A 6,498-nucleotide genomic window follows, 5' to 3' on the forward strand; every position below is an offset into this window, starting at 1 on the left:
TGGCGCCCCCTGCGTACCCGTCGGGGCGGACTTCCACACGATCACCGACTCGTCGGGGAGGACGACAACGGGCAGTCCGCTCCCCAACCGACCGGTCGCGGACCGGACATCAGACGCACGGGCGGGCCCTCCCCGGAACCGTCCGGCTGGTGCGTACGGTGGACGGATGCAGATGCTCCCGGAGCCCGTACGTCGGCTGGCCGCCTGGTGTGTCGTCATCCTGCTGGTCGTCGGTGTCGTCTACGTCGGCGTCCAGGTGTGCGTGGCCCTCCGACTGGCTGTCGTTCCCGTGCTGCTGGCCCTGCTCGGCACCGCGTTGCTGCTCCCCGTGCACGGCTGGCTCATCAGGGCCAAGGTTCCCCGGTCCCTCGCCGCCGGGCTCACCTGCGCCGCCGTCCTGGCGGTGGTCGGCGGCGCCGTGTACATCGTCACGGCCACGCTGGTGGAGACCTGGGACCAGATCGTCGCCTCACTGCGCAGAGCGGTGCGCGATCTGGCCGATCGGTTCGGCGCGTCCGACACCTCGTTGGACGATCTCGCCAGCGATGCCCTGGACCTGCTCGACAGGTTCGGCGGAACGGCCGCTTCCGGCGTCATCACCGGTGTCAGCCTCGCCACCCAGGTGCTCGGGATGGCGGTGCTCGCCCTGCTGCTGGTCTTCTTCTTCCTGCGCGACTCCGACCAGGCCACCGACACCCTGCGGTCACTCGTCCCGCGCGGCAACGCGGACATCGTCGAGGCGATGGCCCGGCGTGCGTTCGAGGGTGTCGAGGGGTTCATGCGGGGCACCACCGTGGTGGCGCTCATCGACGCGGTCTTCATCACCGCCGGTCTGCTGGTCCTGCGCGTGCCCGGGGCCCTCGGGCTCGGCGCCATCGTCTTCCTCGGCGCCTACGTCCCCTACCTCGGCGCCTTCGTCTCCGGGACCGTGGCCGTGCTGGTCGCACTCGCCGACCGGGGGCTCGCCATCGCGCTCTGGGCCCTCGGAGTGGTCCTCGTGGTCCAGGTGCTCGAAGGGAACGTCTTCCAGCCGGTGGTCCAGAGCCGCACCGTACGGATCCATCCGGCGGTGGTCCTGGTGGCTCTCACCGCCGGCGGAGCGGTGGCCGGGATCGTCGGAGTACTCCTCGCGGTGCCGCTCACCGCCGCCGTTTTCGGAGTCGTCCACGAACTGCGCGCGCACTACGCGTCTCCCCCGGAGCCGCTCCCCGCGGGGAACTCCACCGAGCCACCCGCGAGCACGTAGACCCGACTGGAGGCGTTGGTCCGGAGTCGGTCCGGACATGGTCCGGATCTTGCTCTGCCCACGTTCGCCGACGCGATCACCCTTCTCCTCATGGGCCTCGAACCGCGGGCGGAGTAGGCCCGCGGAGCCCGGACCGGGCGGGTCAGTCCCGCGTGAGCTGGGCCATCAGGTGCTCGCCCTCGGAAATGACCCAGTACTCGGTGAACCGGCCGCCCCGCAAGCGCAGCAGATCGTGCCCGGAGAACTCCACGGGCGTACCCGCGGGCGCGGTGGCGCCCGGCAGGGCGTACTCCCCACCGGCGTAGGCACCGCGGCCGGTCCAGCGCGCCGCCACCAGGTCGCCGGTGGTCACGGGACCGAGCTCCAGGGTGAAGGTCAGGCCGGTGAAGGGCAGCCTGCCCTGCCGCACCACGTCGGCGAGCTGCTCCGGCCCGTGCACCAGCCCGGGCCGCCCGGGCCAGTTCCCCACGAAGTCGGGGCTGACCAGGCTCGCGGCGGCCTCCGCCAGGGTCCCTTCCTTCCCGTTCCACAGCTCGGCCAGCCACCTGCGGTAGCGCTCGGCCGCTGTCGTCTCCCTGCTCACGGGCTCCATCCCCTCGCCGACGACGCCTGAGACGGCGGCGGCGCTCCAGCCGCCTCCGCGCTTCTGCTCCGGTATGCACCACTCTTCACGCTAGCGCGGGTCTCTGCCACCGGTCCAAGGAGGAGGGCGTGCCTCGTCATCAGTGCGGAGGGCAGGACTTCACTCGATGAAGACCTTCACGGAGTCGGGGCTCCCGCTGTTCCGGTTGACGCCGACGAAGAAGTCGCTCCCGATGTGGGTAACGTCCTCGATCTCGTCGGTCAGGTTGTTCCCCGGGATTCCGATGCCGCTCTCCACGTCACCTCCGGACCAGTTGTACTGGTACACCCAGTTCCACCCGGTCTGGGGCGTTGAGGTGTTGATCGACTTGGTGTTCCAGATGTAGTTCTCGGAGCAGTCGATGCCTTGGTCGGAACGATTGTCGTGACTCGTCAGGTTGGTCTTCACCAGCGTCCAGCCACTCGTCAGCGCCCCGGCACCGGGGTGGGTCCACAGGTACCCCGCGCGGCGGGCGGCATACTTGCCCGCTCCGCCGGCCGCCGTCGCGCTGTAGCAGAAGCCGCTGATGTTGCCGATGGGCAGATGGACTACCTCACTCGCCCCAACAGATCCCGACGAGCTGAGGTGAATGACCGTCACATCGGGGCTCGGGTACGCCGACTGACTTCCCTGGGTGGCGATCAGGGCAGGTCCCCGGCCCTGGTAGTTCTTGTGGTAGGCGAGGTCGTTGCCGTGGCCGAGTGCCGGTATGGAGGTCGGCGCACCGGCGCAGGTCCAGCTGGTACCGTCCCAGGTCGAGCCGTCGCGCACCCATCTGGACAGGACCGGCTCCGCGCCGCCCGCCTTGGTGAAGACGATGTAGAGCTGGCCGCCCGGCCCCGCGGCCATGCCCTGCATGACGGTGCGGCCCGCCTTGCAAGCACTGCTGTTCGGGATGCTCAGCCGTTCCGCCCCACTCCTGTCCGTAGCGGCGTGGGCGGACGTTGTCGAGGCGATGGCGATTCCGGTCAGGAGTGCCAGTACGGACGCGAAACTCAGTGGTTTCTTCACTCGGTGTCTCTCCTTTGTGGATGACGCGAGGAGGCTCGCATGTGCCGTGTACCTCGCACCTGAGGTGACGTCAGATCGCTGCGGGCGGGTTCCGTCCTCGCGTCACGTCGTCTGAATGTCGCGATCACTGACGTGGGCCGCGGCGGTAGCACGGTGTCCGGGCCCGGGGCGGTGGGCGGCTGTCGCCGATGCCGTGTCAGGACTGTCCCCGAGGGTGCCGGGGCCGGACGGGCCCGGTACCGCCGCCAGAGGGCCGCCGCGGCCTCGCCATGTCCGCCCCGCCGTAGGGCCCCCGATCGGCCGAGGCGTGGAAGTTCCTCGTCACCCGGCGAGAGGCAGGCAACCTTGCGGCCTCCGGCGGCAACTGACCACGGGAGGCCGCAGTCACACGCGCCTCACCCGAACCAGCCGTTCGCCGACCACCCAAGGACCCGCCGTGGCAGCCTCCTCACACCGCCGACCCCGCGACCGCAAGCGCCGTACGGCCCTCCTCTCGGCGGCGGCCGTGGCGACCGTCGCACTCGTCGTCGCCGTAGCCCTGGCGACCCGCCCCGGCGACCGCACCGACGACGGCGTGCAAGCGGCGGCGACACCCGCCGCCACCGGCACGCACGGAAGCGCCCTCCCACAACCCACGGCGACGGCCACCCGCCCGAGGGCCGAGACCACGAAGGCGTCGCCCACCGCGACGACGAAGCCCCCGCGACCGTCGGCCGGAACCACCGACAACCACACGACCCCCACGGCACCGATGGCGGGACGCGTCCGCCCCCACACCGGCTAGCGTGTCGCGAAAGCCCCGCCTGCCGCCCGACGCCTGGCACGCCCCAGCGGCGTCGACTCACACAGTGGCCCGGAGGTCCCGGGCGTACTGCTCGATGGCGCGCCGGTAGCGGCGCACATACGGGTCCTCGCTGGTGGTGGCGACCAGGGTGAGCAGCAGGCGCATGGCCTCGTGGTGGTCGTCCGTGTGAAACAGGGCCATGGCGAGGAAGGTCCGCAGGGCGCCGTCGTCGGGGAACTCGGCCACGGCCCGGCGCAGGGTGCCGACCGCCTCCTCGTACCTGCCGAGGACGCGGTACGTGCTGCCCAGCCCGAGGAACGCGCCGCGACGGTCCTCCGCCGTGAGCCCGGGCCCGTCGAGCCCGCGCTCGTAGAAGGGGACGGCCTCGGCCTCCCTGCCGAGCACATCGTGCGCCCAGGCGGTCTGGTAGGCCACCTCACGGTCCTCGGGATACCGGGCGGCCAGCGTGAGCAGCCGCTGACGGGCCTGCTCGTGCCGCCCCTGTTCCCGCAGCCGTACGGCGTCCGCGAGGAGTTCGTCCCTGGTGGCGCCGGCCATGTCGATCTCATCCATGGGCCCATCGTGACGCTTTGCCGACAGCTGGGCGAACACTTCCGCGGCCCCCTGTGGGAACCACTACCGCCGGAACCACCATCACGCCGTGATCGGATACGCCCGCGCACGGCGGAGCGCGTCGGTGACGATCTCGGTGAACCGGCGGTGGGAACGGGTGACGACCTCGCTTGCCTCGCCGTCGTGGGGTACGCGTTCGGCGGTGGTGTCGCCTACCAGACAACCCCGCGGCACGCCCATGTCGGAGATCAGCTCGTCCAGGCGCGCGGGACGGGTGAGGATCCCGCGCAGCCCGGCCAGCAGAGGGGAGCGGTGTCGAGCGCGGCGACCAGGTGCCGCTCGTACACCTCCCGGTACAGCCGGACGGCGTCGAGAGAGCAGCGGCGCTTGTCGCCGAACGTCCCGTAGAGGCTGCCGCGCTCGACGGCCAGCGTGTCGACCAGGTCCTGGATCGACGTCGCGCCGTAGCCGCGGGACCAGAACAGCTCAAGTCATCACAGGAGGGACGCGCGTGGCGTGCAGGGCAACGTCATCCGCCTCGGCCGCGAAGCCCTACGTGCCTGCTCCGGCCGACTGTGTCGAGCAGCACTCAGCTACTCCTCCGGCGCACCGACTACGCGGCACTCGACGCCCGCCCCCGCGAAGCTCAGGGCGATCTGCTCGGGAGGGTGACGGACCAGAGGACGTGAGGCGACGGAGGAAACCGCACGATTGGTTTATTGCTGGTAGCGCTACGTGATGGCATGGGGCTGTAACGCTACTGTGGGTTGACCGTGGAGCGTCGATGGCGGCACCGTGGTGTGACGGGACGCCCTGAGTGCCCTATTCCCTCTGGGGTATCAGTCCAGTTGGTCTCGTATGAGCCTCGTTACGGCCCAGACAGTGGACATGCTGTGTGGGCTTTGGGTTGCTTTGCCGGGTATGCGGGCACACATATCAGGTGCTGTTGTTTGCTGTTGGTTAACGATAAGGTACCTCCTGGACGGTTTGTTCCAGGTGCTCCGGTGGTCACCATGAACGGCGCGGGGTACGGAGAGCGGGTGAAGGGGAGGTGCGGTGGCCCAGCAGGAGCGTGCAGTCAAGACCCGTCGTGCTGTGCTTGAAGCTGCGGCGGTGGTGTTTGCTGAGCATGGTTATACGGCGGCGACGGTGGCGGACATCCTGCGGACAGCCGGGGTGACCAAGGGGGCGCTTTACTTTCATTTTGATTCCAAGGAGGCGCTGGCACGGGGAGTGCTGGAGGTCCAGATGGACCATGTGCTGCCAGAGCGTGCGATCAAGATGCAGGAGGTCGTGGACCTCGCGATGACCGTGGCGCACCGGTTGCCGGAGGACCCGCTCCTGCGAGCGGGGGCACGGTTGTCGACGGACCCGGTGGGGCGCCGACAGTACGGCAGCGCGTGGCCGCTGTGGGTGGGGGAACTGAGCGGCATCCTGGGAGAGGCGCACCGGCGCGGGGAGACGCTGGCGCATGTGGTGCCGCGTGAGGTCGCGGAACTGATGGTGAGCTCGCTCAACGGGGTGCAGCTGTACGCGCAGATGGAAAGTGGCCTGCGGGACGTGGAGTACCGGGTGTCGGTACTGCTCAAGCACTTGCTGCCGTCGATCGCCTCGCCTGCGGTGCTGATGCGGCTGGACGTCGCCGAGGACCGGGGGGCACGGGTGCTCGCCGAAACCGCGGAGGACCAGGACGCGGGGGACCACGAACGGGGGCGGGGGCAGTTGGCGGTCCCGGCCTGAGCAAACGCGGTCGGCCGCGTAACTGCTCCAGCCCGACAGGGTGGGTGAACGGAGCAACCTCTCGGCGTGCCTGAACTGGGTCTGTACGGTGAGTGGGTCTGTTCCGTACTCCGGGTCTGTTCCGTCGCAAGGAGGTCTCCGCCCACAGCACCTGCTGGGCGAAAGCGGGCCCGCCCCGGCCGAGGGTTGCGTCCTGGGAAGTGGTGTACGGGTTCCCACCTGATCCGGGCGTTTGTCCTGGCGTCGGAGTGAGGGCCCGGATATGAGAACGGCCACCGGCTGATCTTCGAGATGTCGAAGCTCGAAGGAGATCAGCACGATGACCGCACCCGACAGTCTGCCCCTGCACGCCCTCGCCGAGGAGAATCTCGCCGCGGCGAGTCCCGATCTGCTGCGCGCGATGATCAAGACGTTCGCCGACGCCCTCATGTCCGCCGAGGCCGACGCCCTCTGCAACGCCGAATACGGGCAGGTCAGCGACGAGAGGGTCAACCACCGCAACGGCTACCGCCCGCGCGAGTG

The 6,498-nt window shown here is 69.7% G+C and carries 9 protein-coding genes; 4 read left to right on the forward strand and 5 right to left on the reverse strand.

What is annotated here, in order from left to right; translation table 11 throughout:
- Positions 1-166 precede the first annotated feature (166 nt).
- Entirely contained in the window at positions 167-1,246 is a 1,080-nt protein-coding gene (locus tag ABZ659_RS32235; RefSeq protein WP_360227237.1) for an AI-2E family transporter, read from the forward strand.
- A 142-nt stretch (positions 1,247-1,388) separates the two neighbouring features.
- Here ABZ659_RS32235 and ABZ659_RS32240 read toward each other — a convergent pair whose 3' ends face one another.
- Together ABZ659_RS32240 and ABZ659_RS32245 are read right to left on the reverse strand one after the other, a co-directional pair.
- Positions 1,389-1,829: a nuclear transport factor 2 family protein gene (locus ABZ659_RS32240; protein WP_360227240.1), complete on the reverse strand. Its 441-nt coding sequence runs from the start codon at positions 1,827-1,829 to the stop codon at positions 1,389-1,391.
- Positions 1,830-1,988: 159 nt separating this feature from the next.
- On the reverse strand, positions 1,989-2,879 hold the full coding sequence (locus tag ABZ659_RS32245; protein WP_360227243.1) for a hypothetical protein: 891 nt from the start codon (positions 2,877-2,879) through the stop codon (positions 1,989-1,991).
- A gap of 436 nt (positions 2,880-3,315) precedes the next feature.
- Here ABZ659_RS32245 and ABZ659_RS32250 point away from each other — a divergent pair, with 436 nt between their 5' ends.
- The gene (locus ABZ659_RS32250) at positions 3,316-3,663 is read left to right on the forward strand and encodes a hypothetical protein (protein ID WP_360227246.1); all 348 of its coding nucleotides are present in this window, start codon (positions 3,316-3,318) and stop codon (positions 3,661-3,663) included.
- 57 nt (positions 3,664-3,720) lie between these two features.
- On the opposite strand, the gene ABZ659_RS32255 is transcribed toward ABZ659_RS32250, so the two are convergent.
- The 3 genes from ABZ659_RS32255 to ABZ659_RS32265 all read right to left on the reverse strand — a co-directional run bounded on the left by ABZ659_RS32255 (position 3,721) and on the right by ABZ659_RS32265 (position 4,721).
- Positions 3,721-4,221 carry a tetratricopeptide repeat protein gene (locus ABZ659_RS32255; RefSeq protein WP_360227261.1) on the reverse strand — a complete coding sequence of 167 codons (501 nt, stop codon included), beginning with the start codon at positions 4,219-4,221 and terminating at the stop codon, positions 3,721-3,723.
- Positions 4,222-4,317: 96 nt separating this feature from the next.
- Positions 4,318-4,476 (reverse strand): hypothetical protein, encoded by a 159-nt coding sequence (locus ABZ659_RS32260; RefSeq protein ID WP_360227249.1) that lies wholly within the window; start codon positions 4,474-4,476, stop codon positions 4,318-4,320.
- 8 nt (positions 4,477-4,484) lie between these two features.
- Positions 4,485-4,721 (reverse strand): helix-turn-helix domain-containing protein, encoded by a 237-nt coding sequence (locus tag ABZ659_RS32265; RefSeq protein ID WP_360227264.1) that lies wholly within the window; start codon positions 4,719-4,721, stop codon positions 4,485-4,487.
- A gap of 571 nt (positions 4,722-5,292) precedes the next feature.
- Here ABZ659_RS32265 and ABZ659_RS32270 point away from each other — a divergent pair.
- Positions 5,293-5,976 (forward strand): ScbR family autoregulator-binding transcription factor, encoded by a 684-nt coding sequence (locus ABZ659_RS32270; RefSeq protein WP_360227252.1) that lies wholly within the window; start codon positions 5,293-5,295, stop codon positions 5,974-5,976.
- Positions 5,977-6,295: 319 nt separating this feature from the next.
- Positions 6,296-6,498, forward strand: a 203-nt coding sequence (locus tag ABZ659_RS32275; RefSeq protein WP_360227255.1) for a transposase, incomplete at its 3' end; no start/stop codon positions are given.

The organism is Streptomyces sp. NPDC006997 (assembly GCF_040635175.1).
In the GTDB taxonomy this organism is placed as follows: domain Bacteria; phylum Actinomycetota; class Actinomycetes; order Streptomycetales; family Streptomycetaceae; genus Streptomyces.